Source organism: Pseudomonas sp. BIGb0278 (assembly GCF_024809895.1).
In the GTDB taxonomy this organism is placed as follows: domain Bacteria; phylum Pseudomonadota; class Gammaproteobacteria; order Pseudomonadales; family Pseudomonadaceae; genus Aquipseudomonas; species Aquipseudomonas shirazensis.
The window spans coordinates 400,783-424,736 of sequence record NZ_JANUEL010000002.1 but is presented as its reverse complement, the minus strand read 5'-3'; the positions used below and the strand labels follow the sequence as shown (position 1 = coordinate 424,736).

Sequence of the window (23,954 nt, the reverse complement as noted above, 5' to 3'; positions counted from 1 at the left end):
TCTGTTCTGCGTGATAGAGAATTCCAGATGCGCCACTAATGGCTCATCGCGACTTGAGATAGCCGTCCTCCATGTTTGGTTCCAACGACGACAAGAAAGCGCCGGCCGAGGCTGGTGAGAAAAAAGGCCTGTTCGGCTGGTTCCGCAAGAAACCACAGCAAGCTGTCGCCGAACAGCCGCAAACCCCTGAAACCCAGGTTGCAGAGCCTGTTGCACCCGTCGAGCAGGCTGCTCCGGTTGCGCCGGCGGCGCTGGCCGAGCCTGAGCCTGTGCTGCTTGAAGCGGCGCCGGTGATTGCGCCGCAGCCGGTTGTCGAGGCTGCGCCTGAACCTGAACGTGAGCCGCTTGCGCCAGCGGCCGTGGCTGAAACTGCACCGCCGGTCAGCAATCTGGTGCTGCCGGTGGCCGAGGAGCCGGTTGCGCTGGTGCCGGACCTTGAGCCAGTTGCGCCACCGATCATTCCTGTGCGGCCGCTGGTCGAGCCGGTTGCGGTTGAAGTGGTTGCCGAGCCTGAATTGGTTGCTCAGGCTCCTGTACTCGAGCCAACGCCAGAACCAGAGCCACAAGCTCCGGTAGTTGCTGTCGCGCCAGTCGTCGAACCTGAGCCGGCTGTTGTCGCCGCCGCCGTTCTGCCTGCCGTCGTCGAGCCGGCCGCAGCCCCTGCCGTTGCCAGCGAACCTGCCAAGGCCGGGTTCTTCGCCCGCCTCAAGCAAGGCCTGTCCAAGACCAGCGCCAGCATCGGCGAAGGCATGGCCAGCCTGTTCCTGGGCAAGAAAATCATCGACGATGATCTGCTCGAAGAAATCGAAACCCGCTTGCTGACCGCCGACGTCGGCGTCGAAGCCACGTCGGTGATCGTGCAGAACCTGACGCAGAAGGTTGCGCGCAAGCAGCTGGCCGACGCCGACGCGCTGTACAAGTCGCTGCAGGACGAGCTGACCGCGCTGCTGCGCCCAGTCGAGCAGCCCTTGCACATCGACACCCAGCACAAACCCTACGTGATCCTCGTGGTTGGCGTGAACGGCGCTGGCAAAACCACCACTATCGGCAAGCTGGCCAAGAAGCTCCAGCTCGATGGCAAGAAGGTCATGCTGGCTGCCGGCGACACCTTCCGCGCCGCTGCGGTCGAGCAGTTGCAGGTCTGGGGTGAGCGTAACCAGATCCCGGTCATCGCCCAGCACACCGGCGCCGACTCGGCTTCGGTGATCTTCGATGCCGTACAGGCCGCCAAGGCCCGTGGCGCCGATGTGCTGATCGCCGATACTGCTGGCCGCCTGCACACCAAAGACAACCTGATGGAAGAGCTGAAGAAGGTCCGTCGGGTCATCGCCAAGCTGGATGCCGACGCACCCCACGAAGTGCTGCTGGTGCTGGATGCAGGCACCGGCCAGAACGCCATCAGCCAGGCCAAGTACTTCCACCAGAGCGTCGAGCTGACCGGCCTGGCCCTGACCAAGCTGGACGGCACCGCCAAAGGCGGGGTGATCTTCGCCCTGGCCAAGCAGTTCAAACTGCCGATCCGCTTTATCGGTGTGGGTGAAGGCATCGATGACCTGCGCACCTTCGAGGCCGAGCCGTTCGTCAAAGCCCTGTTCAATGAGCGGGAGCCTTCATGATTCGATTCGAACAGGTCGCCAAGCGCTACCCCAACGGCCACGTCGGCCTGCATGAGCTGAGTTTCCGCGCCCGTCGCGGCGAGTTCCTGTTCGTTACCGGCCACTCCGGCGCCGGCAAGAGCACCTTGCTGCGTCTGTTGCTGGCCATGGAGCGCCCGACCAGCGGCAAGCTGCTGCTGGCGGGGCAGGACCTCGGCCAGATCAGCAACGCGCAGATCCCGTTTCTGCGCCGGCAGATCGGCGTGGTGTTCCAGAATCACCAGCTGCTGTTCGACCGCACCGTGTTCAACAACATCGCCTTGCCGTTGCAGATTCTCGGGCTGTCCAAGCCGGAAATCGCCAAGCGCGTTGATTCGGCGCTGGAGCGCGTGGCACTGAGCGACAAGGGCGATTTGTTCCCGGCGGACCTGTCCACCGGCCAGCAACAACGCGTCGGTATTGCCCGTGCCATCGTTCACCAGCCGGCTTTGCTGCTGGCTGACGAACCTACTGGCAACCTCGACCCGCGCCTGGCGGCCGAGATCATGGGGGTGTTCGAGGACATCAATCGCCTCGGCACCACCGTTCTGATTGCCAGTCACGACCTGGCACTGATCGCCCGCATGCGCCACCGCATGCTGACCCTGCAACGCGGCCGACTGATCGGCGATGGCGAGGCTGGCCAATGAGTACTACCCGCACCCCCAAGGTTTCCGAGCGCGTTGCGCCCAAGCCCGCTGATCCGCAACCAAGCAAGAAACGCGGCGGCAGCGACGACGACGGCCCGGACTTCCGCACCCTGTTCCACGCCTGGCTGGAAAGCCACCGCGCCAGCCTGCTCGACAGCCTGCGCCGGTTGGCCAAGCAGCCGATCGGCAGCTTCTTCACCTGCCTGGTGATGGCCGTGGCCCTGAGCATGCCCATGGGCCTGTCGCTGTTGCTGAAGAACGTCGAGCAACTGGGCGGCTCCTGGCAGCGCGCTGCGCAGATTTCGCTGTACCTCAAGCTCGATGCGGGCAGCAGGGAAGGCGAAGCGCTGCGAGATGAAATCAAAGGCATGCCTGGCGTAGCAGATGCCCAGTTCGTCAGCCGCGAAGAGGCTCTGGAAGAGTTCCAGCAGCAGTCGGGCCTCGGCCAGGCGCTGCGCGAGTTGCCGGACAACCCCTTGCCCGGGGTGGTCGTAGTGACCCCGACCGAAGTCGACAAGCCGGCCCTGGAAGCCTTGCGCCAGCGCCTGGCTGAGCTTCCACGGGTGGATGTGGCGCAGCTGGACCTGGTCTGGGTCGAGCGGTTGGCGGCGATCCTCAAGCTGGGCGATCGTTTCGTCTTTGGCCTGGCCGTGATGCTGGTTTCAGCTTTGTTGTTAGTAATCGGTAACACAATTCGTCTACATATCGAGAACCGCCGCGTCGAGATCGAAGTGATCAAGCTGGTCGGTGGTACCGACAGCTACGTACGCCGGCCGTTTCTGTATATGGGCGCGCTGTATGGGCTGGGCGCCGGGCTGCTGGCCTGGGCGATTCTGGCGTTTGGCCTGAACTGGCTCAACGACGCGGTAATCGGCTTGTCCGGGCTGTATGGCAGTGACTTTGCGCTGGCCGGTGTGCCGGCTGCCGACGGTCTGTCGCTCTTGATTGGTGCGGTGTTGTTAGGGTATATCGGTGCATGGATTGCGGTGGCTCGCCACTTGAATGAGCTGGCCCCACGATAATGTTTTTGCGCCATCATTGACGTAAACGGGAACTTGCACGACAGTTTCCGGTCATTTATGGCAGTGCTCACAAGGCACGAATCCAGTGAGTCGGAGGTTCTTGAATGACCACTTCGTTGCAACCTGCCTATGCGTTGGTCCCCGGTGCAAACCTGGAAGCCTACGTACATACGGTGAACAGCATTCCCCTGCTGACGCCCGAGCAGGAGCGTGAACTGGGCGAACGTCTTTTTTACGAGCAGGATGTTGAGGCTGCTCGGCAAATGGTTATGGCCCACCTGCGCTTCGTCGTGCACATCGCACGCAGCTATGCAGGGTATGGGCTGGCGCAAGCTGACCTGATCCAGGAAGGTAACGTCGGCCTGATGAAGGCTGTCAAACGCTTCAACCCGGAAATGGGCGTACGTCTGGTGTCCTTCGCGGTGCACTGGATCAAGGCCGAGATCCATGAGTTCATCCTGCGCAACTGGCGCATCGTCAAGGTCGCGACCACCAAGGCCCAGCGCAAGCTGTTCTTCAACCTGCGCAGCCAGAAGAAGCGTCTGGCCTGGCTGAACAACGATGAAGTGCATCGTGTCGCCGAAAGCCTGGGCGTCGAGCCGCGTGAAGTGCGCGAGATGGAAAGCCGCCTGAGCGGCCATGACATGGCCTTCGATCCTGCTGCTGAAGCGGACGACGACAGCGCGTTCCAATCGCCGGCGCATTACCTTGAAGATCACCGCTACGATCCGGCGATGCAGCTCGAGGACGCTGACTGGAGCGATAACTCCACCAGCAATCTGCACCAGGCCCTGAGCGGGCTGGATGATCGCAGCCGCGACATTCTCTATCAGCGCTGGCTGGCTGAAGAGAAGGCCACATTGCATGAGCTGGCCGAGAAGTACAGCGTATCGGCTGAGCGTATTCGCCAGCTCGAGAAGAATGCGATGAACAAGGTCAAGGCACTGATCGCAGCCTGATCGTCGCAGCAATGAAAAAACCGCCTGGCCCTGATGGGGCAGGCGGTTTTTTTGTCGCTGCTGAACGCCAGCGGCTAATTCACTGGCTGCGGCCTGCCTCAAGCTGCTGCAGGTAGTCGGCGCCGCCCAGCTGGCTCATCTGCCGGCGAATCCAGCCTGCGCGGCTGGCAACATAGGTGCTCGGCCGGCCGGCGTTCCACTTCAGCGGGCTGGGCAGCACTGCAGCCAGTTGCGCGGCCTGCTGGCGCGTCAGGCGGCTGGCGTCGACGCCAAAGTGGTAACGCGCTGCGGCCTGGGCGCCAAATACCCCAGGGCCCCATTCGACGCTGTTCAGGTACACCTCAAGGATCCGATCTTTGGACCAGAACAGCTCGATCAACGCCGTGAACCAGGCTTCCAGGCCTTTGCGAAACCAGCTGCGGCCCGACCACAGGAACAGGTTCTTGGCTACCTGCTGGGTCAAGGTGCTCGCTCCGCGAATGTTGCCGCCGCGCTCGTTATGGGCAAACGCTGCCTGAATCGCCGGGATGTCAAAACCCCAGTGGCTGGCAAATTTCTGGTCTTCACCGGCAATCACCGCAACCTTGAGGTCATCGGATATGCCCTGCCACGGCTGCCAGTCACGCTGCAGGTCGATCGGCTCGCCACTGAACCACGACTGCACCTTGCGCTCGACCATCAGCGCGGTGCCCGGTGGCGGCACCCAGCGCAGGACCAGAACCAGCACGATACTGCCGGCGGCAAACCAGAGCAGGGCGCGTACGCAGCGACGGATCAGGGATGACAGCATGGCGATGGCTTGGCCGGACCGATGGAACCGGCCATTATACAGACCCCTCTCGAGGAGTCCTCCCCATGCTTCGAAGCTTCCTCATGCTGGCCGCGTTTTTTGCCTTCACCGGTGTCGCCCTCGGTGCGTTTGCCGCGCACGGCCTGAAAAACCGCCTGACTGCCGACTACCTGGCGATCTTTCATACCGGTGTGACCTATCAGCTGGTGCATGCCCTGGCGCTGTTTGGCGTTGCCCTGCTGGCTGCGCATCTGCCAGGGCGGCTGGTCGGCTGGGCCGGTTGTCTGTTCGCCGTGGGCATCGTGCTGTTCTCCGGTAGCCTTTACCTGCTGACCCTGACCGGCGTGAGCAAGCTGGGCATGATCACCCCCATCGGCGGCCTGTGCTTCCTTGCCGGCTGGCTGTGCCTGGGCTTGGCGGCGTGGCGGCTGGGCTGACCGGCTGGTCCACAATCGCGACTAATGGCGGCTGTCGCCCTTGGGTTCAGAGGTTGATCGGGGCTAGAATGCGGGCCCCAAAGAACAACGGTGGCCGTGTGCATGCGCATTCAATTGAACGGTGAACCCTACGAAGTGCCTGCCGGTGAGAGCGTTGCCGGCTTGCTCGCGCGGCTGGAGCTGACTGGGCGCCGGGTGGCTGTCGAGCTCAATCTCGATATCGTGCCGCGCAGCCAGCACGACAGCACGCTGCTAAACGAAGGTGATCAGCTCGAAGTGGTGCACGCCATCGGCGGCGGCTAGTCGCCTGACGTTCACCTGCAAGTCCCGCAACCTTTCCAGAGGAACAACGATGAGCAATGTTCGTAGCGACAAGCCCTTCATCCTGGCCGGGCGCACGTTCCAGTCGCGCCTGCTGGTTGGCACCGGCAAGTACCGTGACATGGAAGAAACCCGCCTGGCCATCGAAGCCTCGGGTGCCGAGATCGTCACAGTCGCCGTGCGCCGCACCAACCTGGGCCAGATCCCGGGCGAGCCGAACCTGCTCGACGTGCTGCCACCCGACCGCTACACCATCCTGCCCAACACCGCTGGCTGCTACGACGCAATCGAAGCCGTGCGTACCTGCCGCCTGGCCCGTGAGCTGCTCGATGGCCACAACCTGGTCAAGCTGGAAGTGCTCGCCGACCAGAAGACCCTGTTCCCCAATGTGATCGAAACCCTCAAGGCCGCCGAAGTGCTGGTCAAGGAAGGTTTCGACGTGATGGTCTACACCAGTGATGACCCAATCATCGCGCGTCAGCTGGCAGAGATCGGCTGCATCGCGGTGATGCCGCTGGCGGGCCTGATCGGTACCGGCCTGGGCATTTGCAACCCGTACAACCTGCAGATCATCCTTGAAGAATCCAAGGTGCCGGTGCTGGTCGATGCCGGCGTCGGTACCGCTTCCGATGCCACCATCGCCATGGAAATGGGCTGCGAGGCGGTGCTGATGAACTCGGCCATCGCCCACGCCCAGCAACCGGTGCTGATGGCCGAAGCCATGAAATACGCTATCAATGCGGGTCGTCTGGCTTATCTGGCCGGGCGTATGCCGAAAAAACTGTATGCCAGCGCCTCGTCGCCGCTGGATGGTCTGATCAAGTAAGAGTTTCTGATGACTGAATCGCAAGATACGCCGATCCCCGCTGACGGCGAAGAGCGCCCGCACCGCCGCATCAAGAGTTTCGTGATGCGCGCTGGGCGCATGACCGAAGGCCAGCAACGTGGTCTTGATCAGGGCGCGCCCCTGTTCGTGCTACCGCTGGCCGACAGCCCGGTCGATTACGACCAGGTATTCGGCCGCTCGGCGCCGCGCACCCTGGAAATCGGCTTCGGCATGGGGCACTCGCTGCTGGAGATGGCTGCTGCCGCACCAGAGCAGGACTTCATCGGCGTCGAAGTGCACCGCCCGGGTGTTGGCGCGCTGCTCAATGGCGTGCTGACCCAGGGGCTGCAGAATCTGCGGGTGTACGACTGCGATGCGATCGAAGTGCTCAACCGCTGTGTCGCGGATAACAGCCTTGATCGCTTGATGCTGTTCTTCCCGGACCCGTGGCACAAGGCTCGTCACCACAAGCGCCGCATCGTCCAACTGGAGTTCGCCGAACTGGTGCGCAGCAAGCTCAAGCCGGGTGGCGTTTTCCATATGGCCACCGACTGGGAACCGTATGCCGAGTACATGCTGGAAGTGATGAGCGCCGCGCCGGGCTATCGCAACCAGGCCGAGGATGGCACCTATGTACCGCGCCCCACAGAGCGGCCGATCACCAAGTTCGAACGCCGTGGCGAACGACTTGGGCATGGCGTCTGGGATTTGAAGTTCGAGAAGGTTGACTGATACCGGCGTCGGCTGAATTGGGGGCGCTGTGCGCCCCTTTCGCGACACGAGGCCGCTCCTACATCGACCGCGTGCTCTGGACATTGCGCGCCCCTGTAGGAGCGGCCTTGTGTCGCGAAAGGGGCGCAAAGCGCCCCAACACACGGTCTACACATCAACCACGACGATCAGCCACCACACCGATCAACACCAGCACCACCAGCAGTACCGGCGCCAATGCGTAGTTGTTGAACTGGCTGAGCCCCTTGATCACCCACGGCGTGGCATAGATCAACGCCGCACCGCTGCCCACCATCACCAGCAAGGCCATGAATGGTATGCGCAACGCGCCGGCCAGGCCGCCCAGGCGCTGGTCTACCCAACCCTTGATATCCGTGCCGAACAGCACCAGCAGGCAGCCTACCAGCGCCAGCGAGATCTCCGACAGGTTGCTGCGGCTCCAGCGCGACACGGTCGCAAGCAGGTCAAGTACCAGGTCCATGGGTCATCCTTAGGTCAAGAAATACTGCAGCAGGTCATTGAGGAACAACTGGCCGCGCGGTGTTGCTGCCAGCCGATCCGGTTCGACCTGCAAAAGCCCCTTTTGTTCGGCCAGGCGCCGGGCTTCGGCCAGCTGCGCCAGCGGCAGACCGGTGCGGCGGTGGAACAACTCAGCCTCGACCCCATCCGTCAGGCGCAGCGCATTCATCAAAAACTCGAACGGCAGCTCATCCACTGGCAGCAGCTTCTCCCCAGCCTTGTACGGCTTGGCCGGGTTCAGGTAGTCCTTGGGTAGACGCGTCTTCCAGGTGCGCAGGATGCGCCCGTCGGCGAACGACAGCTTGCCGTGGGCGCCGGCGCCGATGCCGATGAAGTCGCCGAAGCGCCAGTAATTGAGGTTGTGCCGTGCGGCGCGATCGGCCTGGGCATAGGCCGACACTTCGTACTGATGGAAACCATTGTTGGCCAGCAGCAACTGCCCGGCTTCCTGGATATCCCAGAGGATGTCGTCTTCAGGCAGCTCGGGCGGCTGGTTCCAGAACACCGTGTTCGGCTCGACGGTAAGCTGATACCAGGACAGGTGCGTCGGGCCCAGGTCGATTGCCTGCTGCAGGTCGCCCAAGGCGTCCTCCAACGACTGATCGGGCAGGCCGTGCATCAGGTCCATGTTGAAGTTGTCAAAACCTGCTGCGCGCGCCATGTCGGCTGCGCGGATCGCCTCGTCGCCGTTATGAATGCGGCCAAGCTTCTCCAGCTTGGCCGGTTGGAAGCTCTGCACGCCGATCGACAGGCGATTGATACCGGTCTGCCGGTAAGCCTTGAACTTGTCCTGCTCGAAGGTGCCCGGGTTGGCCTCGAGGGTTATCTCGATATCGGCGGCAAACGCAATGCGCTGTTCAACCCCCCGCAGCAGGCGGTCCAGCGCAGCGGCGCTGAACAGGCTTGGCGTGCCACCGCCAAAGAAGATCGTGCTGATGGTGCGGCCCTGCACGGCAGGCAGCTCTTGTTCAAGGTCTGCCAGCAAGGCGTCGACGTAGGCTTCTTCAGGCAGATCAGGGCCGGCCTGGTGCGAGTTGAAGTCGCAGTAGGGGCACTTGCGCACGCACCAGGGGATATGGATGTACAGCGACAGCGGGGGCAGCTCCGGCAATGCCAGGCGCGCGCCAGAGGCCCGCGGATGGAGCAGCTGGATCGACGGCTTGTCGGTCATGCCAGGCCCAGACGCTGACGCAGCAGGGCCATGGCGCGGGCGCGGTGGCTGAGCTGGTTCTTCTCCAGCGGCGCGAGCTCTGCGCTCGAGCAGTTGCGCTCGGGCACCCAGAACAGCGGATCGTAGCCAAAGCCATGCTCGCCACTGGCAGCACGCAGGATGCTGCCGTGCCAGAGGCCTTCGCAGAGGATCGGCAGTGGGTCATCGGCATGCCGTACCAACGCCAGCACACAGACGAACTGCGCACCACGTTGCTCATCCGGCACGTCTTTCAGCGCGTCGAGCAGCTTGGCGTTGTTGGCGGCATCGCCCTTGCCATCGGCATAGCGTGCCGAGTAGATGCCCGGCGCGCCGCCGAGAAAGTCCACGGCCAGGCCCGAGTCATCGGCCAGTGCCGGCAAGCCGGAAATGCGCGCCGCGTTGCGGGCCTTGAGAATGGCGTTTTCGACGAATGACAGGCCGGTTTCTTCCGGCTCGACCTGGCTGAATTCGCCGATCGAACGCAGGTGCACCGACTCGCCAAGCATGGCCTGGAGTTCTTTGAGCTTGCCAGCGTTATGGCTGGCCAATACGAGTTGCTGAAGATTGATCATTCGCCTGGGAACACTTCCTGGTTGAAGCTGAAAGAATGGCTGGCGCCGCCGCTGGCAACCGTGAGTTCGAAGATCAGCGTCTGCGCCTGCTCGATTGGGAACTGGGCAAGGTAGCTGACGCCACTAGGGTCGCCGACCTGGCGGAACGTAAGCGCGCTGCTGCGCCCGGTGAGGTCCTTGACGCTGCCGCTGACCATGGCCATGTCCGGCTTGCCGCGCTTGAGCACCGACACGGTCAGCACGCCCTGGTTCTTGCTGCGGATCAGGCCATTGGCGGTGGCAATCGCCGGCTGCAGCATGCTCGAAGTGAAGGCGCTGTAATGCACGGTGACATCCCCGAACACTTCCTTGCGCTGGGCCTTGGCCGCATCGGCAGCCAGCACCGGTAGGGCCATGCACAGGCCGAGCAGTAATACAGCGAGTCGACGCATCGGGCGAATCCTCCAAGCGGTACGGGGTCAGACGGCGATCTGGTGTTCGCTCAGGCTCGGGCTGCTGAGGCGATAGATGCCGATCTCTCCCAACAGATTAGGCCAAACCCGGCCGCCGATGCCATTGCGGTGCAGGCGGTCGACGGCCAGCCGGTCGAGGACCTTGGCATGGTGATCGACGCACAGCTGCTCGAAGTCGGCAAAGGTGCAGAAGTGGATGTTCGGAGTGTTGTACCAGGTGTACGGCATGAAGTCCGAAACCGGCATGCGGCCCTTGCTGGCCAGGTACCAACGGCAGCGCCAGTGGCCGAAGTTGGGGAAGGTGATGATGCACTCGCGGCCCACCCGCAGCATTTCGGCGAGGATCCGGTCGGGGTATTCGACCGCCTGCAGGGCTTGGGTCATGACCACCACGTCGAAGCTGTTGCTGGCAAAGTTGCCCAGACCCTTGTCGAGGTCCTGCTCGATGACGTTGACGCCCTTGGCCACGCACGCGGCGATGTTGTCGGCATCGATCTCCAGGCCGTAGCCGGTGACCTGCTTGAGGTCGCGCAACGACGCCAGCAGCTCGCCGTTGCCGCAGCCCAGGTCGAGGACCCGGCTGCCGGCGGGGATCCAGTCTTGGATAATTTCCAGGTCGGCTCTCATGCGGTCCTCAGATGGCGATGCGGTTCATGTAGTTCGAGAAACCCAGCATGTAGCGAGGCGTTGGTATCAGGAAGGCGTCGTGGCCGTACGGCGAGTCGATTTCCAGATAGCAGACGTTCTTGCGTGCGGCCATCAACGCATCGACGATTTCTCGCGAGCGGGCCGGCGAGAAGCGCCAGTCGGTAGTGAACGAGATCACGCAGTAGTCTGCCGTGACGTTGCTCAAGGTTGCCGCCAGATCGCCGCCATGTGTGGCGGCCGGATCGAAGTAGTCGAGCGCCTTGGTCATCAACAGGTAGGTGTTGGCGTCAAAGCGACCAGAGAATTCTTCGCCTTGGTAGCGCAGGTAGCTTTCGACCTGAAACTCAACGCTGTGGAAGTCGTAGTTGAGCTTGTCGCTCTTGAGTTCGCGGCCGAATTTCTCGCCCATCGAGTCATCCGACAGGTAGGTGATGTGGCCGACCATGCGCGCCAGCATCAGGCCGCGCTTGGGGATCACGCCCTGGTCCTGGAACGAGCCACCGTGGAACTCAGGGTCGGTGAGGATGGCCTGGCGGGCAACTTCGTTGAAGGCGATGTTCTGCGCCGACAGTTTGGGCGCGGAGGCGATATCGACGCAGTGGCGGACCCGGTCAGGGTAGGTGATGGTCCATTGCAGGGCCTGCATGCCACCGAGACTGCCACCCACCACGGCGGCCCACTGGTTGATGCCGAGACGGTCGGCCAGGCGCACTTGGCTATGTACCCAGTCTTCCACGGTGAGCACCGGGAAGTCGGCGCCGTAGGGCTTGCCGGTCAGCGGGTTGACGCTGCTCGGGCCGGTGCTGCCGTTACAGCCGCCAAGGTTGTTCAGGCTGACCACGAAGAAGCGGTTGGTGTCGATCGGCTTGCCAGGGCCTATACAGCTGTCCCACCAGCCGGGCTTGCGCTCGTCGGCACGGTGAAAGCCGGCGGCATGGTGATGGCCAGACAGCGCGTGGCAGATCAGCACGGCATTGCTCGCGCTGCTGTTGAGCGTGCCATAGGTTTCATAGACCAGCTCGTAGCTGGCCAGCGATCGGCCGCAGGCCAGCGCCAACGGTTCATCGAACCGGGCAGTCTGCGGTGTTACCAGACCGACGGAATCTTCGGGAAAGACAGTGGACATCGACCCTGCTCACGCTTGACGGAGGCGTAAGTCTAAAGAGCGCTACCCCCAGCGGCAAGCACAGGCTGCCGCTGGCGGTGCACGGGTCAGATCATTCGCCACAGCTCTTGCGGCATGCCGGCGTAGGCTGCCAGTGGTGGCATCACGAACGACTGGATCACCTGGATCGCCAGGAACGCAAAGATCGGCGAGATGTCCAGGCCGCCCAGGTTCGGTATCAGGCGGCGGAACGGCGCCAGCACTGGCTCGGCGATCTGGTAGGCGAGCTCGGCAGCCGGGTTGTGGCTGTTGGGCGCAACCCAGGAGACGATGACCATGACGATCATCGCGACCCAGAAGATCTTCAGGAACAGCGAGGTAACGCCAATGATCGCCCACATCAGCAGGTGCAGGATGTCACCGGCGGTGCCGTAGGTGATCATCAGCACAAAGGCCATCAGCAGCGCCTGAATCAGGATCGCCAGCAGCAGCGACGAGGTATCCAGGCCGAAGATGCTCGGCACGATGCGCCGGATAGGCTTGAGCAGCGGTTGCGTGGCGCGCACCGCGAACTGGCTCAGCGGGTTGTAGAAGTCGGCCTTGACCAGTTGCAGCACAAAGCGCAGCAGAACGATCGCCAGATACAGGCTGACCAGGGTTTGCACCACGAAAATAGCGGCGCCAGACAGTGCATTCATCAACAGCTCCTTATTTGCCTAATTGTTCGGCGAGCTCGGCGGAGCGCGTTGCCGCGGCCTGCAGCGCCTGTTCGACGATGGCCTCGAAAGCATTGCCCTGGAACGATTTGATCGCCGCCTCGGTGGTCCCGGCAGGCGAGGTGACTCGGCGGCGCAGCTCAGCGGCATCGACATCACTGGCGACTGCCATGTGCGCCGCGCCGAGGGCGGTTTGCAGGGTCAGCTGGGAAGCGGTTTCGCGCGGCAGGCCGAGCTTTTCGCCTGCTGCGGTCATTGCTTCGATCAGCAGGAAGAAGTACGCCGGGCCGCTGCCGGAGACTGCCGTTACGGCGTCCAGCTGCTGCTCGTGCTCCAGCCACAGCGCCGTGCCTACGGCCGACAGCAGTTCTTCGGCCTGCTGACGTTGCTCGGCAGACACCTGCTCGGTGGCGTACAGGCCGCTGACGCCTTGGCGCAACAGGGCCGGGGTGTTGGGCATGCAGCGCACCACAGGGCGCGGGCCGAGCCAGTCTTGCAGGCTGGCGCAGGTGATCCCGGCGGCGATGGAGACGATCAGTTGGCCGTCCTGCAGGTTGGCCTGCAGGCTCTGGCAGACGCTTTTCATGACCTGCGGCTTGACCGCCAGGACGATTACGTCGGCGTCGGCGATTGCTTGAGCGTTGTCTTCGAACACCTCGATTGCGTGCTCGGCGCGAACCCGGCTGCGGGTCTCGGCGCCAGGGTCACTGGCGCGAATCTGCGCAGCGTCCAGACCCTGCGCACGCAGGCCGCCAATCAGGCTGGCGGCCATGTTGCCGGCGCCGATAAAGGCAATACGTGTCTTGCTCATGTCAGGTCCTTAGAAAAAAGTGAGTAAAGCATGGATTCAAGCCTGCCCGTAATCGCGCGCGCCGAACAGGGCGGTGCCAATACGCACCCAGGTCGCACCTTGGCTGATGGCGGCCTCGAGGTCGTGGCTCATGCCCATCGACAGGGTGTCCAGGCCAAGATTCAGGCTGGCCTGCAGCTCGCGCAGTCGGGCAAAGGCAGCCTCCTGCACCGCGCGCTCATCGCTCGGCTCGGGGATGGCCATCAAACCACGCAAACGTAGGCCCGGCAGTGCGGCCACCGCTGCTGCCAATGCTGGCAGCTCAGCCGGGGTACAGCCAGACTTGCTGTCCTCGCCACTGACGTTGACCTGCAGGCAGATGTTCAGTGGCGCCAGCTCGGTCGGGCGTTGTTCGGACAGGCGTTGGGCGATCTTCAAGCGGTCTACCGAATGCACCCAGGCGAAATGCTCGGCAATCGCGCGGGTCTTGTTCGATTGAATGGGGCCGATGAAGTGCCAGGTCAAGGCCAGGTCAGTTAATTCATCTTGCTTGGCCAGGGCTTCCTGCAGGTAGTTTTCACCCACGTCGCGCACGCCGGCAGCGTAGGCTTCACGCACGGCGGCGGCGGGTTTGGTCTTGCTCACGGCCAGCAACTTGATGCTGGCGGGGTCGCGGCCACAGGCGAGCGCTGCGCTGTCGATACGGGCGGCGAGGGCGCCGAGGTGGTCTGCTATGGTGGACATGGAAGAATGCCGGCGGCTCAGTGATCTGCGCCATTCTACCTGCTTGATAGCCTTTGGGGAGTCTCATGGACGTGACTGACCTGCTGGCCCAGGCCGCTGCTGCGGGGGCATCCGACCTGCACCTGGCCGAGGCCGAACCACCACTGCTGCGCGTGGACGGCGACCTGCGCCGACTCGATCTGCCGCCGATGCCTGCCGGCCAACTGCAGCAAAGGCTGGCGCCGCTGTTGGCTGAGCACCAGATGCAGCAATGGCTGGCCGGTGCCGAACTGGATCTGGCTGTGACCCTGAACCAGGGCTGCCGCTGCCGCCTCAACCTGTTTCGCCAGCGTAACGGCCTGGCCGCCAGCCTGCGCTTGATCCCGAGCCATGTGCCAAGCATCGCCGAGCTTGGTCTGGAAGATGTATTGCAAGCTGTTGCCCAGTGCACCGATGGCCTGGTGCTGATCGGCGGGGCAACGGGTAGCGGCAAGTCGAGCACCCTGGCCGCACTGGTCGACTGGCTCAATCGTGAGCGCTCGTTACACATCATCACCCTGGAAGACCCGATCGAAGTTATCCACAGCAGCCAGCGCAGCCTGGTCACCCAGCGTGAGGTCGGCCAGCACAGCAGTGACTTTGCCCAAGGCCTGCGCAGCGCCCTGCGTCAGGACCCTGACGTGATCGTGCTGGGTGAACTGCGTGACCTGGAGTCGATCCGCCTGGCGCTGCGCGCGGCGCAGACCGGGCATCTGGTACTGGCGACCGTACACACGCGCTCGGCGGTGAGCAGCATCGACCGTATGGTGGAGGTGTTTGCCGCTGACGAGAAACCGCTGGTGCGTACCCTCCTGGCCGACTCGCTGCGCGTGGTCGTGGCGCAGGTGCTGGTCAAACGGCGCGGTACCGGTCGGGTTGCGGCGCGGGAAGTTCTGCTGGCGAACATGGCTGTGCGCAACCTGATCCGCGAGGGACAGTTGGCGCAGATCTACTCACTGATGCAGGCGGGAGGCGCGGCGGGGATGAAGACCATGGATGCAGCTTTGCAACAGTTGCGCGCTGAAGGCGTGATCGAAACGGGGTAGCATCTGCACTGGCCTCGTTGCGAGGCCAGCGCGTGCACCTGTCAGCGCTTGGCCAGGCTCAGCTGTTGATCCTTCGGCAGGACGCGCTTGGCGACTACGTAGTGTTTCTGCCAGTACGGCTTGCTCAGTTGGTCGATGCTGACCGACTTGCCACGACGCGGTGCATGGATGAAGCGGTCGTTGCCCAGGTAAATGGCAACATGATTGACCCGGCGGCTCTTGATGTTGAAGAAGATCAGGTCGCCTGGCTTCAGATCGCCCTTGGCAACCTTGACGCCGTGACCCTGGGCCATGGCATTGGAGGTACGCGGTAAATCGACGTCTGCCACGTCGTTGAACGCATATTTCACCAGCCCGCTGCAGTCAAAGCCCTTGCCTGGCGTGCTGCCGCCCCAGCGATAAGGGGTGCCGAGCACATTCACCGCGCGGCTTAGCACGTTGCTGCTCTGCTTGGCGGACATGGCCACAGCCGGCAAGGCGTTGGCAGCATTGCTTGGGCGGGCACGCAGATTGGCCGATTTGGCTGCTGCATGTTTGACCGGTGCATGCTTCACGGTGGCGTTGGTGGTGTAGCCAGTGAAGCCGTTGGGAAGTCGTTGCTCACGATTGGTGGCGTGGGCTGCCAGGGGTAACAAGAGGCAGAGGGTCAGCCATGTCTTGAATAAAGGCGGCATAGATGAAGCTCTTGAAAGATGATTAGGTGATGACGCGCAACTTTATAACAGCTTTTTGCTCAAAAAATGATCCGTTGGTCGACTGCAAGGAACCATGCGTCGGCTTCACATGAAAAAGTCACATTTATTCTGAGAATATTTTTGGCTAAGCCACGAGGGCTAGGAATGAATACTTATCAACAAGGGGCGCCTTATCACGACACCCATAGCAAGGTACTGGGGTACCTTTTGTGGATTTTCGGCTTCCTCGGCGCGCACCGTTTCTACTACGGCAAGCCGATTACCGGGACTATCTGGTTCTTCACTCTGGGCCTGCTGGGCATTGGCTGGTTGATCGACCTGTTCCTGATCCCGGCGATGGACCGCGAGGCAGACATGCGCTTCCAGTCGGGTCGGGTCAACTACAGCCTGGCGTGGGTACTGCTGACCTTCCTCGGGCTGTTCGGCGTGCACCGGCTGTACATGGGTAAATGGATCACGGCGATCATCTACTTCTTTACCGGGGGCCTGTTCCTGCTTGGCATCCTTTACGACTTCTGGACGCTCAACCGGCAGATTTCCGATGTGAACAGCGGCCGGGTCTGACTGATCCGTTCCAGCCTCAATGACGAGCTGAAAAAAAGGCCTTGGCGCGATTCGCGGCAAGGCCTTTTCAGCTACTGACGGGTCTGTCGCTGTTGCAGCAGAAGGTTGCTGAAGCCGGCACCGGCCAGCTGCTTCTGGGCAACCGTGAGTTGTTCACGGTTGCTGAAAGGGCCGACCAGCACCCGGTACCAGGTCTCCTCCTTGACCGTGCCCGACTCGACCTTGACCACCTGGCCGAGCAGGATGATCTGCGCCCGCACCTTGTCAGCATCGGCCTCTTTGCGGAACGAACCGGCCTGGAGGAAGAACTGCGTGGTTGCCGCTGGCTTGATCACCGGCGGTGGCGGCGGCGGAGTCTGCCCGAGCAGTGCTGCCTGCGCGCGCGCTGTATCGATTTTCGCAGCCTCGGCCGGGGTCACCGGCTGCGCCGGTACCGGCGGAGTTTTCTCCGGCACGGCCTCAGGCGGCACGATCACTTCCGACTCAGGCAGCAAGGTGTAGAAGTCGTACTTTGGCTTGACCGGTACCTGCGGCGTGGCCGCGGTGGTCTTGGCTGCTTCGGCAGTCCTGCCCGGTTTTTGCTGTTCCGGCTTGGCCCGCTTGATGTCATCACCGCCAGGCTCGAGCTTCATCAGGAAGACAATGAACGCGCCAACCGTCAGGCCGACCGCCAGCCAGATCCAACCCGGTATCGGCTGTTTGGCAGGGGCCTGTTGGCGGCTGGCGCCGCGCTTGGGTGCAGGTTTTTTCTTGGCAGCCAACTTACATGCGCTCCAGGGTTTCCAGGCCGAGCAACTCCAGGCCTTGCTTGAGCGTGCGGCCGGTCAGGGCGGCCAGGCGCAGGCGGCTCTGTTGTTGTTCAGCGGTTTCGGCGGCGAGGATCGGGCAGTTCTCGTAGAAGCTGGAGAACAACCCGGCGATGTCGTACAGGTAGCTGCACAGCACGTGCGGGGTACCTTTGTCGGCGACGCTGTTGAGCACTTCGCCGAACTGCGCCAGGCGTGCGGCCAGGTCCTGCTCGTGTGGGGCCTGCAGCACGATCTGGCCGTCGAGCTGGTCGTAACCCTTGCCCAGCTTGCGGAACACGCCCGCGACCCGGGTGTAGGCGTACAGCAGGTACGGCGCGGTGTTGCCTTCGAAGTTGAGCATCAGTTCGAAGTTGAAGCTGTAATCGCTGGTGCGGTGCTTGGACAGGTCGGCGTATTTCACCGCGCCAATACCGACCACTTCGGCGATCTGGCGCAGTTCGTCTTCGGCCAGGCTCGGGTTCTTTTCCTTGACCAGCGCATAGGCGCGGTCCTTGGCCTCGTTGAGCAGGTCGATCAGCTTGACGGTGCCGCCATCACGGGTCTTGAACGGGCGGCCATCGGCGCCGTTCATGGTGCCGAAGCCCATGTGTTCCATCTGCATCGGGTGGCCGACAAAGCCTGCGCGGCGGGCCACTTCAAATACCTGGTTGAAGTGCAGTGCCTGACGCTGGTCGACGAAGTACAGCGCGCGATCGGCCTTGAGCACGTTGCTGCGGTAGCGCACGGCGGCAAGGTCGGTAGTGGCATACAGGTAGCCGCCATCGGCCTTCTGCACGATCACCGGCAGCGGCTCGCCATCGGCGGTCTTGAATTCCTCGAGGAACACGCACTGCGCGCCCTGGCTTTCGACCAGCAGGCCTTTGCTCTTGAGGTCGCTGATGACATTGGCCAGATCAGCGTTGTAGGCGCTTTCGCCCATCACGTCGGCCATGCTCAGCTTGACGTTGAGCAGCTCGTAGGTCTTCTGGCAGTGCGACAGCGAGATGTCCTTGAAGCGCGTCCACAACGCCAGGCAGTCGGGGTCGCCGGCTTGCAGCTTGACCACCAGACCACGGGCGCGGGTGGCGAATTCTTCGGATTCGTCGAAGCGCTTCTTCGCGGCGCGGTAGAAGTTTTCCAGGTCAGACAGCTCGTCGCTGGTGATCGGATTTTCCTGCAGGTAGGCCATCAGCATGCCGAACTGGGTGCCCCAGTCGCCGACGTGGTTCTGGCGGATCACCGTGTCGCCGAGAAACTCCAGCACTCGCGCAACGCTGTCACCGATGATGGTCGAGCGCAGGTGGCCGACGTGCATTTCCTTGGCCAGGTTCGGCGCCGACAGGTCGACCACGACCTTCTCGGCCGGACCAGCCTTGCGCACGCCAAGCTGGCTATCGGCCAGGGCAGCATCAAGGCGCTCGGCCAGGGCGGCGGTGTTCTGGAAGAAGTTGAGGAAGCCCGGACCGGCGATCTCGACTTTGCTGATGTCAGCGCTGGTCGGCAGTGCTGCGATGAGCTTTTCGGCGAGGTCTCGTGGCTTCATCCCGGCTGGCTTGGCCAGCATCATGGCGATGTTGCTGGCGAAGTCACCGTGGGTCTTGTCGCGGGCGTTTTCCACCTGAATCGCCGGGGTCAGGCCGTCAGGCAGCACACCGTCGGCGACGAGTTGGGTGAGGGCTTGCTGGATCAGCTGGCGAATGGTGTCTTTCATCGGAATCTCTTTTCGACCGCAAGCGCGGCGGAGCGCTTCGATGCGCAGGTGGAAAAACTGAGCATTATCCGTGGCTGAGCCGTGGTTGCCAACCTTTGCGGGTATCAACGGCGCGTCAACAGCTCAGTACAGGTCGACCGGATCGACGTCCAGCGACCAGCGCACCTGACGCCCGCTGGGCATCTGTTCCAGCTCCAGCAGCCAGGCGCTGATCAGCCGGTGCAGCGGCGCGCGGGCGCTGGCCTGCAACAATAGCTGCGCGCGAAAGCGCCCGGCGCGGCGTTCCATCGGTGCCGGCACCGGGCCGAGCAACTCGATGCCCTGGCCGCCTTGTTCGGCCAGCAAGCGCTCGGCGGCGCTGCACGCTTCATCCAGAAACCCTTCGGCCTGGCCCGGCTTGTGCGCTTCGGCGCGCAGCAGGGCGAGGTGGGCGAAGGGCGGCAGGCCGGCGCTGCGGCGTTCGCTCAGGGCCTGTTCGGCAAAGGCGAAGTAGCCTTCTTCAGTCAACTGCACCAGCAGCGGGTGCTCGGCCAGGTGGGTCTGCACGATGACCTTGCCCGGCTCTTCGGCGCGCCCGGCGCGGCCGGCGACCTGCACGATCAACTGGGCCATGCGCTCGCTGGCGCGGAAGTCGCCAGAGAACAGCCCGCCATCGGCATCGAGGATCGCCACCAGGGTAACTCGCGGAAAATGGTGGCCCTTGGCGAGCATCTGCGTGCCGACGAGGATGCTCGGCTGGCCGCGCTGGATGGTGGTGAACAGGTTGTGCATGGCGTCTTTGCGCGATGTGCTGTCGCGGTCCACGCGCAATACCGGGAAGTCCGGGAACAGTACTTTCAGGCGCTCTTCGGCGCGCTCGGTGCCGGCACCCACTGGGCGCAGGTCGACATGCGCGCACTTGGGGCAGCGCAGCGGCAGGCGCTCGTCATAGCCGCAGTGGTGGCAGCGCAGCACGCCGGAACGCTGGTGCACGGTCATGCGTGCATCACAGCGCGGGCAGCCCGACATCCAGCCACAGTCGTGGCACAGCAGTGTCGGGGCAAAACCGCGCCGGTTGAGGAATACCAGCACCTGCTGGCCGGCTTCGAGGGTCTTGCCGATGGCCTGTTGCAGCGGGCCACTGATGCCGCTGTCCAGCGGCCGGCTGCGCACGTCGAGGCGCAGGAAGCGCGGCTGTTTCGCACCCCCGGCGCGGTGGTTCATGCGCAGCAGGCCGTAACGGCCGGTGTGGGCGTTGTGCAGGCTCTCCAGCGAGGGCGTGGCCGATCCGAGCAGAATGGGTACGTTCTCTTGATGCGCGCGTACCAGCGCCAGATCGCGGGCGTGGTAGCGCAGGCCCTCCTGCTGTTTATATGAGCCGTCGTGCTCTTCGTCGATGATGATCAGGCCAGGGTTTTTCATTGGCGTGAACAGCGCCGAACGGGTGCCGATAATGATGTCGGCTTCGCCATCCCGCGCCGCCAGCCAGGCATCCAGGCGCTCACGGTCGTTCACCGCCGAGTGCAGCAGAGCGATGCGCGCATTGAAGCGCTGCTCGAAGCGCGCCAGGGTCTGCGGGCCGAGGTTGATCTCCGGGATCAGCACCAGCGCCTGCTTGCCGGCCTCCAGGGTTTCGCGGATCAGTTGCAGGTAGACCTCGGTCTTGCCGCTGCCGGTAACCCCTGCCAACAGAAACGCATGGAAGCTGCCAAAGCCCGAGCGCACGGCTTCGAAGGCTGCCCGCTGTTCGTCGTTGAGCGGCAGCTCCGGCTGCGCCAGCCAGTGTTCATGGCGGGTAGCCGGGCGTTGCCGGCGCACCTCGAGCTGGACCAGCTGTTTGGCCAGCAGCAGGTCGAGGCTGTCCTTGTTCAGGCCCAGTTTACTCAACAGGCTGTGGGCAACGCCGTGCGGGTGCTGCGACAAGGTCTGCAGGGCTTCGCGCTGACGCGGCGCGCGGGCAATCCGCGGGTCGTCCAGGCGCGCGTCAGCGGTGACCTGCCAGAACCGCTCCTGGCGGATTTCGGCTGCTTCGCCTTGGCGCAGCAGCACTGGCAGCGCCCAGCTCAGGGTATCGCCCAGGCTGTGCTGATAGTACTGAGCGGTCCACAGGCACAGCTTGAACAGCGCTGGCGGCAGCGGTGAGGTTGGGTCGAGCAGTGCAATCGCAGGCTTGAGCTTGTCGGCCGGCACTTCACTGGTGGCGCAGACCTCGACCAGGATGCCGATCATCTCGCGCCGACCAAACGGCACGCGGATACGCATGCCCGGGGTCAGCGGCTGGCGGGCCATGGCGGCCGTGGCCCGGTAGTCGAACAGGCGACGCAGGGGCGAGGGCAGGGCAAGGCGCAGGATGACGTCGGACACGCAGAAGGTCTCTGAAGGGCATTTCGGAACAGTTCAGGGCAGCGCCGAGCCTAGCAGACGACGGTCGGTGCGTGCGACAACTTGCGCTGACGCTGCGCTCTGGTATTATTCCCCGCCTAATTACGTGCGGTATTCAACAATAGGTGTTGGGTGGCGGCACGCAGCTCGAGGAAGTGACCATGAAAGAGAATATTCATCCGAACTACGAAGTAGTTGCAGTCACCTGCAGCTGCGGCGCCAAATTCGAAACCCGTTCGACCCTGGCCAAGCCGCTGGCGATCGACGTGTGCTCCCTGTGCCACCCGTTCTACACTGGCAAGCAGAAAGTCCTGGACACCGGTGGTCGCGTACAGAAGTTCGCAGATCGCTTCGGCATGTTCGGTGCCAAGAAGTAAGATTGCGCATGGCGAAGCCCTTGGCTCTCGCGCTGCTGCAACGAAAAGCGTCCCTTGTGGGCGCTTTTTTTATGGCCGCGATTTGTGCCATGCCGGCGCAGGCCTTCTGCCCATTGCCGGTCAAGCCGCAGCAAGTCGCCGTGCGTCAGGTGCTGGATGGCGACACCGTGCGCCTGAGCGATGGCCGCAGCGTACGCCTGATCGGCATCAATGCCCCTGAGCTGGGGCGCAAGGGCCGCCCGAGCGAGCCCTATGCCGAAGCCGCCAGGCAGCGCCTGCAGGCTTTGATCAAGGCCAGTGATGGCCGGGTCGGGCTGGTGCGCGGAGCTGAGGCGAAAGACAAATATGGCCGCACTCTGGCGCATATCTATGGGCGTAATGGCGACAATCTTGAGGCGGTGCTGCTCAGTGAGGGCCTTGGCTTGCGCGTGGCCATAGCGCCCAATGTGCGCCTGGCGAGCTGTCAGGATGCGGCCGAGCAGGCGGCTCGTTCTGCTCGCCTCGGGCTGTGGCGGCAATCGCCGGTGCAGCGCGAGAGCGCCCTGCGCCAGTCCGGATTCGCCGTGCTCAGCGGCACCGTCAGGCGTATCGAGCGCAATCGGGGCGGGGTCTGGCTGGACCTTGGCGAACGCGTGGTGGTGCAGGTGCCCGCTCGTCTGCAGCGGCACTTCCCGGCGCGCTTCTTCGATAACCTCAAAGGGCGCCAGGTCGAGGTCCGCGGCTGGGTGATCGACCGTTCCCGCAAGGGTGTGATCAAGCCCGGGCAGCGTCGCTGGCTGCTGCCATTGACCGATCCGAGCATGCTCAAACGGGCCTCTGGCTAAAAAATTGTAGACATTAATGCCTGCAATTGTACACACTGAATCCCGCATGCCCCGTGGGTTGTAGCGTAAAGTCGTAGGCCATGGGCCTTGACACATGTGACCGGGCAGTCTTGTCGCCCCCCGGCACTTTGCGTATCCTCGGCGGTCCGTCAGAACAGTAAATAAGCGGAATTGCCCACCATGTCAGACCTGAAAACCGCCGCTCTCGAATATCATGCTCAGCCTCGTCCGGGGAAACTGAGCGTCGAGCTCACCAAGCCAACCGCCACTGCGCGCGACCTGTCCCTGGCCTACAGCCCGGGCGTTGCCGAACCTGTGCGCGAGATCGGTCGTGATCCAGAGCTGGCTTACAAGTACACCGGCAAGGGCAACCTGGTCGCAGTGATCTCCGACGGTACCGCCATTCTTGGCCTGGGTGACCTCGGCCCACTGGCTTCCAAGCCGGTCATGGAAGGCAAGGGCGTTCTGTTCAAGCGTTTCGCCGGTATCGATGTATTCGACATCGAAGTCGAGTCGGAAAGCCCACAGGCCTTCATCGACACCGTGCGCCGTATCTCGATCACCTTCGGCGGTATCAACCTCGAAGACATCAAAGCGCCAGAGTGCTTCGAAATCGAACGCACCCTGATCGAGCAGTGCGACATTCCGGTATTCCACGATGACCAGCATGGCACCGCCATCGTCACCGCGGCTGGCATGATCAACGCCCTCGAAATCGCCGGCAAGAAGCTCGAAGACGCGCAGATCGTCTGCCTGGGCGCCGGCGCTGCCGCGATCTCCTGCATGAAACTGCTGGTCAGCATGGGTGCCAAGGTCGAGAACATCTTCATGATCGACCGTACCGGTGTTATCCACTCCGGCCGTGAAGACCTGAATCAGTACAAGGCGCAGTTCGCCCACGCTACCGACAAGCGCAGCCTGGCTGATGCCCTGCAAGGTGCTGACGTATTCGTAGGTCTGTCCGGCCCGAATCTGCTGAGCGCTGAAGGCCTCAAGTCGATGGCTGCCAACCCGATCGTGTTCGCTTGCTCGAACCCGGATCCAGAGATCAGCCCGGAACTGGCTCACGCCACCCGTAACGACGTGATCATGGCTACCGGTCGTTCCGACTACCCGAACCAGGTCAACAACGTTCTGGGCTTCCCGTTCATCTTCCGTGGTGCTCTGGACGTTCGTGCCAAGCGCATCAACGAAGAGATGAAGATCGCTGCGGCCATCGCTCTGAAGGACCTGGCCAAGCAGCCAGTGCCTAAGGAAGTCTGCGATGCGTACGGCGTGCAGGCCCTGGAGTTTGGTCGTGAGTACATCATTCCGAAGCCGATGGATCCACGTTTGATTACTCTGGTTTCTGATGCGGTGGCCAAGGCTGCGATCGAAAGCGGTGTTGCTACCCTGCCTTATCCGAAGCACTACCCGCTGAAAAGCGTGGACGATGTGTTCAACGGTTAATAGGCATGGCGT

26 protein-coding genes and 1 pseudogene are annotated in these 23,954 nt (G+C 63.0%); 13 read left to right on the top strand and 14 right to left on the bottom strand.

Annotated elements, in window-relative coordinates:
• Positions 1–71 precede the first annotated feature (71 nt).
• The 4 genes from ftsY to rpoH all read left to right on the top strand — a co-directional run bounded on the left by ftsY (position 72) and on the right by rpoH (position 4,265).
• The gene (ftsY, locus tag M2396_RS10620; protein WP_259074661.1) at positions 72–1,616 is read left to right on the top strand and encodes a signal recognition particle-docking protein FtsY; all 1,545 of its coding nucleotides are present in this window, start codon (positions 72–74) and stop codon (positions 1,614–1,616) included.
• Positions 1,613–2,284, top strand: a complete 672-nt coding sequence (gene ftsE / locus M2396_RS10615; protein WP_101315453.1) for a cell division ATP-binding protein FtsE — start codon at positions 1,613–1,615, stop codon at positions 2,282–2,284. The genes ftsY and ftsE overlap by 4 nt, the downstream gene beginning before the upstream one ends.
• Positions 2,281–3,306 (top strand): permease-like cell division protein FtsX, encoded by a 1,026-nt coding sequence (ftsX, locus tag M2396_RS10610; RefSeq protein WP_103435675.1) that lies wholly within the window; start codon positions 2,281–2,283, stop codon positions 3,304–3,306. Before ftsE ends, ftsX begins: the two co-directional genes overlap by 4 nt.
• Before the next feature lie 104 nt (positions 3,307–3,410).
• Positions 3,411–4,265, top strand: coding sequence for an RNA polymerase sigma factor RpoH (gene rpoH / locus M2396_RS10605; RefSeq protein WP_101315457.1), 855 nt, complete (start codon positions 3,411–3,413; stop codon positions 4,263–4,265).
• 79 nt (positions 4,266–4,344) lie between these two features.
• On the opposite strand, the pseudogene mtgA reads toward rpoH, so the two are convergent.
• A pseudogene (mtgA, locus tag M2396_RS10600) lies at positions 4,345–5,090 on the bottom strand (monofunctional biosynthetic peptidoglycan transglycosylase).
• A gap of 30 nt (positions 5,091–5,120) precedes the next feature.
• Between mtgA and M2396_RS10595 the strand changes: the two are divergent.
• From M2396_RS10595 to trmB, 4 genes are all read left to right on the top strand, one after another.
• Entirely contained in the window at positions 5,121–5,492 is a 372-nt protein-coding gene (locus tag M2396_RS10595; protein ID WP_101315461.1) for a DUF423 domain-containing protein, read from the top strand.
• A gap of 102 nt (positions 5,493–5,594) precedes the next feature.
• Positions 5,595–5,795 (top strand): sulfur carrier protein ThiS, encoded by a 201-nt coding sequence (thiS, locus tag M2396_RS10590; protein WP_101315463.1) that lies wholly within the window; start codon positions 5,595–5,597, stop codon positions 5,793–5,795.
• A gap of 49 nt (positions 5,796–5,844) precedes the next feature.
• Positions 5,845–6,639: a thiazole synthase gene (locus M2396_RS10585; protein ID WP_101315465.1), complete on the top strand. Its 795-nt coding sequence runs from the start codon at positions 5,845–5,847 to the stop codon at positions 6,637–6,639.
• Positions 6,640–6,648: 9 nt separating this feature from the next.
• Positions 6,649–7,371, top strand: coding sequence for a tRNA (guanosine(46)-N7)-methyltransferase TrmB (gene trmB / locus M2396_RS10580; RefSeq protein WP_101315467.1), 723 nt, complete (start codon positions 6,649–6,651; stop codon positions 7,369–7,371).
• Positions 7,372–7,525: 154 nt separating this feature from the next.
• On the opposite strand, the gene M2396_RS10575 is transcribed toward trmB, so the two are convergent.
• From M2396_RS10575 to M2396_RS10535, 9 genes are all read right to left on the bottom strand, one after another.
• Complete coding sequence (locus M2396_RS10575) at positions 7,526–7,852, bottom strand: DUF3392 family protein (RefSeq protein ID WP_101315469.1); 327 nt, start codon at positions 7,850–7,852, stop codon at positions 7,526–7,528.
• Positions 7,853–7,861: 9 nt separating this feature from the next.
• Positions 7,862–9,061, bottom strand: a complete 1,200-nt coding sequence (gene hemW, locus M2396_RS10570) for a radical SAM family heme chaperone HemW (RefSeq protein WP_101315471.1) — start codon at positions 9,059–9,061, stop codon at positions 7,862–7,864.
• Complete coding sequence (rdgB, locus tag M2396_RS10565; protein WP_101315473.1) at positions 9,058–9,654, bottom strand: RdgB/HAM1 family non-canonical purine NTP pyrophosphatase; 597 nt, start codon at positions 9,652–9,654, stop codon at positions 9,058–9,060. Before rdgB ends, hemW begins: the two co-directional genes overlap by 4 nt.
• Positions 9,651–10,085 carry a DUF4426 domain-containing protein gene (locus tag M2396_RS10560; protein ID WP_259074657.1) on the bottom strand — a complete coding sequence of 145 codons (435 nt, stop codon included), beginning with the start codon at positions 10,083–10,085 and terminating at the stop codon, positions 9,651–9,653. Before M2396_RS10560 ends, rdgB begins: the two co-directional genes overlap by 4 nt.
• 27 nt (positions 10,086–10,112) lie before the next feature.
• Positions 10,113–10,733, bottom strand: coding sequence for a methionine biosynthesis protein MetW (gene metW, locus M2396_RS10555; protein ID WP_101315477.1), 621 nt, complete (start codon positions 10,731–10,733; stop codon positions 10,113–10,115).
• A gap of 7 nt (positions 10,734–10,740) precedes the next feature.
• A complete protein-coding gene (locus M2396_RS10550; protein WP_101315479.1) occupies positions 10,741–11,880 on the bottom strand; it encodes a homoserine O-acetyltransferase in 1,140 nt (379 codons plus the stop codon).
• 86 nt (positions 11,881–11,966) lie between these two features.
• Positions 11,967–12,557, bottom strand: a complete 591-nt coding sequence (locus M2396_RS10545) for a YggT family protein (RefSeq protein WP_101315481.1) — start codon at positions 12,555–12,557, stop codon at positions 11,967–11,969.
• A 10-nt stretch (positions 12,558–12,567) separates the two neighbouring features.
• Positions 12,568–13,386, bottom strand: a complete 819-nt coding sequence (gene proC, locus M2396_RS10540; protein WP_101315483.1) for a pyrroline-5-carboxylate reductase — start codon at positions 13,384–13,386, stop codon at positions 12,568–12,570.
• A gap of 36 nt (positions 13,387–13,422) precedes the next feature.
• Positions 13,423–14,109 (bottom strand): YggS family pyridoxal phosphate-dependent enzyme, encoded by a 687-nt coding sequence (locus M2396_RS10535; protein WP_101315485.1) that lies wholly within the window; start codon positions 14,107–14,109, stop codon positions 13,423–13,425.
• Positions 14,110–14,174: 65 nt separating this feature from the next.
• On the opposite strand from M2396_RS10535, the gene M2396_RS10530 reads away from it, so the two are divergent.
• Positions 14,175–15,173, top strand: a complete 999-nt coding sequence (locus tag M2396_RS10530) for a type IV pilus twitching motility protein PilT (protein ID WP_259074651.1) — start codon at positions 14,175–14,177, stop codon at positions 15,171–15,173.
• Positions 15,174–15,214: 41 nt separating this feature from the next.
• Here the strand turns inward: M2396_RS10530 and M2396_RS10525 are convergent, their stop codons facing one another.
• Positions 15,215–15,847: a C40 family peptidase gene (locus M2396_RS10525; RefSeq protein ID WP_103435688.1), complete on the bottom strand. Its 633-nt coding sequence runs from the start codon at positions 15,845–15,847 to the stop codon at positions 15,215–15,217.
• A 165-nt stretch (positions 15,848–16,012) separates the two neighbouring features.
• On the opposite strand from M2396_RS10525, the gene M2396_RS10520 reads away from it, so the two are divergent.
• Positions 16,013–16,432 (top strand): TM2 domain-containing protein, encoded by a 420-nt coding sequence (locus M2396_RS10520; RefSeq protein WP_101315491.1) that lies wholly within the window; start codon positions 16,013–16,015, stop codon positions 16,430–16,432.
• Positions 16,433–16,503: 71 nt separating this feature from the next.
• On the opposite strand, the gene M2396_RS10515 is transcribed toward M2396_RS10520, so the two are convergent.
• The 3 genes from M2396_RS10515 to M2396_RS10505 form a co-directional block, all read right to left on the bottom strand.
• The gene (locus tag M2396_RS10515) at positions 16,504–17,193 is read right to left on the bottom strand and encodes an SPOR domain-containing protein (protein ID WP_101315493.1); all 690 of its coding nucleotides are present in this window, start codon (positions 17,191–17,193) and stop codon (positions 16,504–16,506) included.
• Between the two features lies 1 nt (position 17,194).
• Positions 17,195–18,931: an arginine--tRNA ligase gene (argS, locus tag M2396_RS10510; protein ID WP_101315495.1), complete on the bottom strand. Its 1,737-nt coding sequence runs from the start codon at positions 18,929–18,931 to the stop codon at positions 17,195–17,197.
• 123 nt (positions 18,932–19,054) lie between these two features.
• On the bottom strand, positions 19,055–21,274 hold the full coding sequence (locus M2396_RS10505; RefSeq protein WP_259074646.1) for a primosomal protein N': 2,220 nt from the start codon (positions 21,272–21,274) through the stop codon (positions 19,055–19,057).
• 179 nt (positions 21,275–21,453) lie between these two features.
• On the opposite strand from M2396_RS10505, the gene rpmE reads away from it, so the two are divergent.
• The 3 genes from rpmE to M2396_RS10490 all read left to right on the top strand — a co-directional run bounded on the left by rpmE (position 21,454) and on the right by M2396_RS10490 (position 23,942).
• Positions 21,454–21,669 (top strand): 50S ribosomal protein L31, encoded by a 216-nt coding sequence (rpmE, locus tag M2396_RS10500; protein WP_101315499.1) that lies wholly within the window; start codon positions 21,454–21,456, stop codon positions 21,667–21,669.
• Positions 21,670–21,671: 2 nt separating this feature from the next.
• Complete coding sequence (locus M2396_RS10495; RefSeq protein ID WP_259074643.1) at positions 21,672–22,493, top strand: thermonuclease family protein; 822 nt, start codon at positions 21,672–21,674, stop codon at positions 22,491–22,493.
• A 180-nt stretch (positions 22,494–22,673) separates the two neighbouring features.
• Complete coding sequence (locus M2396_RS10490; RefSeq protein WP_101315503.1) at positions 22,674–23,942, top strand: malic enzyme-like NAD(P)-binding protein; 1,269 nt, start codon at positions 22,674–22,676, stop codon at positions 23,940–23,942.
• The last annotated feature ends 12 nt before the right edge of the window (positions 23,943–23,954 follow it).

What these genes read in the sequence shown, in the direction of transcription:
- ftsY (WP_259074661.1), top strand. Translation starts at nt 72, where the DNA reads ATGTTTGGTTCCAACGACGACAAGAAAGCGCCGGCCGAGGCTGGTGAG.
- ftsE (WP_101315453.1), top strand. Translation starts at nt 1,613, where the DNA reads ATGATTCGATTCGAACAGGTCGCCAAGCGCTACCCCAACGGCCACGTC.
- ftsX (WP_103435675.1), top strand. Translation starts at nt 2,281, where the DNA reads ATGAGTACTACCCGCACCCCCAAGGTTTCCGAGCGCGTTGCGCCCAAG.
- rpoH (WP_101315457.1), top strand. Translation starts at nt 3,411, where the DNA reads ATGACCACTTCGTTGCAACCTGCCTATGCGTTGGTCCCCGGTGCAAAC.
- M2396_RS10595 (WP_101315461.1), top strand. Translation starts at nt 5,121, where the DNA reads ATGCTTCGAAGCTTCCTCATGCTGGCCGCGTTTTTTGCCTTCACCGGT.
- thiS (WP_101315463.1), top strand. Translation starts at nt 5,595, where the DNA reads ATGCGCATTCAATTGAACGGTGAACCCTACGAAGTGCCTGCCGGTGAG.
- M2396_RS10585 (WP_101315465.1), top strand. Translation starts at nt 5,845, where the DNA reads ATGAGCAATGTTCGTAGCGACAAGCCCTTCATCCTGGCCGGGCGCACG.
- trmB (WP_101315467.1), top strand. Translation starts at nt 6,649, where the DNA reads ATGACTGAATCGCAAGATACGCCGATCCCCGCTGACGGCGAAGAGCGC.
- M2396_RS10575 (WP_101315469.1), bottom strand. Translation starts at nt 7,852, where the DNA reads ATGGACCTGGTACTTGACCTGCTTGCGACCGTGTCGCGCTGGAGCCGC.
- hemW (WP_101315471.1), bottom strand. Translation starts at nt 9,061, where the DNA reads ATGACCGACAAGCCGTCGATCCAGCTGCTCCATCCGCGGGCCTCTGGC.
- rdgB (WP_101315473.1), bottom strand. Translation starts at nt 9,654, where the DNA reads ATGATCAATCTTCAGCAACTCGTATTGGCCAGCCATAACGCTGGCAAG.
- M2396_RS10560 (WP_259074657.1), bottom strand. Translation starts at nt 10,085, where the DNA reads ATGCGTCGACTCGCTGTATTACTGCTCGGCCTGTGCATGGCCCTACCG.
- metW (WP_101315477.1), bottom strand. Translation starts at nt 10,733, where the DNA reads ATGAGAGCCGACCTGGAAATTATCCAAGACTGGATCCCCGCCGGCAGC.
- M2396_RS10550 (WP_101315479.1), bottom strand. Translation starts at nt 11,880, where the DNA reads ATGTCCACTGTCTTTCCCGAAGATTCCGTCGGTCTGGTAACACCGCAG.
- M2396_RS10545 (WP_101315481.1), bottom strand. Translation starts at nt 12,557, where the DNA reads ATGAATGCACTGTCTGGCGCCGCTATTTTCGTGGTGCAAACCCTGGTC.
- proC (WP_101315483.1), bottom strand. Translation starts at nt 13,386, where the DNA reads ATGAGCAAGACACGTATTGCCTTTATCGGCGCCGGCAACATGGCCGCC.
- M2396_RS10535 (WP_101315485.1), bottom strand. Translation starts at nt 14,109, where the DNA reads ATGTCCACCATAGCAGACCACCTCGGCGCCCTCGCCGCCCGTATCGAC.
- M2396_RS10530 (WP_259074651.1), top strand. Translation starts at nt 14,175, where the DNA reads ATGGACGTGACTGACCTGCTGGCCCAGGCCGCTGCTGCGGGGGCATCC.
- M2396_RS10525 (WP_103435688.1), bottom strand. Translation starts at nt 15,847, where the DNA reads ATGCCGCCTTTATTCAAGACATGGCTGACCCTCTGCCTCTTGTTACCC.
- M2396_RS10520 (WP_101315491.1), top strand. Translation starts at nt 16,013, where the DNA reads ATGAATACTTATCAACAAGGGGCGCCTTATCACGACACCCATAGCAAG.
- argS (WP_101315495.1), bottom strand. Translation starts at nt 18,931, where the DNA reads ATGAAAGACACCATTCGCCAGCTGATCCAGCAAGCCCTCACCCAACTC.
- rpmE (WP_101315499.1), top strand. Translation starts at nt 21,454, where the DNA reads ATGAAAGAGAATATTCATCCGAACTACGAAGTAGTTGCAGTCACCTGC.
- M2396_RS10490 (WP_101315503.1), top strand. Translation starts at nt 22,674, where the DNA reads ATGTCAGACCTGAAAACCGCCGCTCTCGAATATCATGCTCAGCCTCGT.